This is a genomic window from Phytoactinopolyspora endophytica, assembly GCF_004138495.1.
In the GTDB taxonomy this organism is placed as follows: Bacteria; Actinomycetota; Actinomycetes; order Jiangellales; family Jiangellaceae; genus Phytoactinopolyspora; species Phytoactinopolyspora endophytica.
On the sequence record NZ_ML142884.1, the window covers coordinates 392 to 2,210 of the forward strand.

At 67.6% G+C, this 1,819-nt stretch carries 2 protein-coding genes and 1 pseudogene; all 3 read left to right on the forward strand.

Going from position 1 to position 1,819, the window contains the following annotated elements; translation table 11 throughout:
* Positions 1-294, forward strand: a pseudogene (locus ELR45_RS36245) (ABC transporter ATP-binding protein); the annotation flags it as partial.
* A complete protein-coding gene (locus tag ELR45_RS33715; protein ID WP_129670192.1) occupies positions 291-1,127 on the forward strand; it encodes an ABC transporter permease in 837 nt (278 codons plus the stop codon). The pseudogene ELR45_RS36245 and the gene ELR45_RS33715, both read left to right, overlap by 4 nt.
* A 53-nt stretch (positions 1,128-1,180) precedes the next feature.
* The coding region (locus ELR45_RS36250; RefSeq protein ID WP_240760336.1) for a DUF7134 domain-containing protein at positions 1,181-1,819 on the forward strand (639 nt) is incomplete at its 3' end.

Genomic DNA, 1,819 nt, shown 5'->3' on the forward strand with positions numbered 1-1,819 from the left:
ACCGAGCCAACCAGCGTCCGCGTCCGGTCGCCGCACGCCCGCCAGCTTCGTGATCTGCTCGCCGGCGACGCGACCGACATCGCGATCCGCGGCCACGACCTATTCGACGTCGTCGGCGTGGATGCCGACGAGATCGGCGCTCGAGCGCGGTCGGCGAACTTGCAGCTCCAGGAGCTGACACCCGCACGAGCCTCGTTGGAGGACATCTTCATCGATCTCACCAAGGACGCCGTGGACTACCACGGCGCCACCGATTCCACCAACAGCACGCACAAACTGGAGAACCCGCGATGAGCACCACCAACACGACACTGGTCCCACCAGCCGGATCGCCGCGAGCCGACGACGTGTCGGCCCACAACGTCACCCTTCCTCGGGTCATCCGATCGGAGTGGATCAAGTTGCGATCGCTCCGCTCGATGATCGTCACGCTGGCCCTGACCGCCTGCGCCGTCATCGCCACCGGTGTGTTGGTGTCGATGCTCAGCAACGGCGCCCCCATAGCTGCCGACGGCGAGGGGATCTACGACCCCGCAGGCAACAGCTTGTTCGGGGCGACGCTCGCCCAGCTCCTGCTCGGCGTCATGGGCGCGCTGGTCATCACGTCGGAGTACTCGACGGGTCTGATCCGCACGACGCTCACCGCAGTGCCCCGGCGGCTGCCAGTGTTGTGGGCCAAGGTGATCGTCGTCGCCGCTGCTGCGTTCGCCACGATGGTGGCATCGCTATCGGTGGCGTTCTTCGTCGGACAGGCTGTCTATAGCGGTGGCGGGCCGTCGGCGTCGCTGTCCGACCCAGGTGTGCCCCGAGCCGTGCTCGCGGCGGCGCTGTACCCGACCACGATCGCAGTGATGGGTGTTGCCTTCGGCGCGTTGATGCGGCACACCGCGACAGCGATCGGCATCCTGGTCGCGACCTTGTTCGTCGTGCCCACGCTGTTCGAAACGCTGGGCGGGGTGTGGGGCCGTGCCTCCGAGTACCTCCCAGCCGAAGCGGGAGAGGCGATGATTACTATCGTCAGGGATTCGGGCGATATGTCACCGGGCACTGCTCTGCTCGTGCTGATCGGCTGGATCGGTGTTCTGCTCGCCGCAGGCACGATCGCCCTCAAGCGCCGAGACGCGTGAGGATCGCCGACCCGCGATGTGGCTCAAACGCACAGCTCGTACAGGTGTCTGCCTTGTCTAACGTCTCGGGCATCGATCGCTCGCGCCCAGCACTGCGCACCGTCGTCGCCGATCTGGCGATCGCCGCCGCCGTCTACGCTGGGGGCCTGATCTACGAGGTGGTCGACGCTGGCGACGTCGGCGCCAGCCTCGATGCCGTCGACTTCGTCACGTGCGCTGGCGCAGCGGCGCTGATCCTGCTGCGCCGGCGTGCCCCGCTGCCGGTCTTGGTGGTCGCTATGATCGCCGCCGTGTGGTCGCTCATCCCGGACGATGACCCAGGTGAGCTCCGGGTCGCAGCGATCATCGCTCTGTACACCGTGGCGTCGACGTCGGGCCGCAGGACCGCCTGGACGGCCGGCGCGGCGACGGCAGCTGCGCTGTACCTGACGGCGGCGATCACATCACCGGGCCCGTGGTACGACGGCGAGAACCTGGAGCTGATCGCCTGGGCCAGTCTCGCCACCGCGGCAGGCGACGCAGTGAGGAGCACACGCGCATACAACCTGGCACGGCAGGAGAGAGCGACAGCCCTTCGAGATCGCGCCGAACGCGCAGAACATGCGCTCGAGGAGGAGGCCAGGCGGCGAGTGATCGAGGAGCGCATGCGTATCGCTCGCGAGCTGCACGACGTGGTCGCTCACCACATCGCA

What these genes read in the sequence shown, in the direction of transcription:
- ELR45_RS33715 (WP_129670192.1), top strand. Translation starts at nt 291, where the DNA reads ATGAGCACCACCAACACGACACTGGTCCCACCAGCCGGATCGCCGCGA.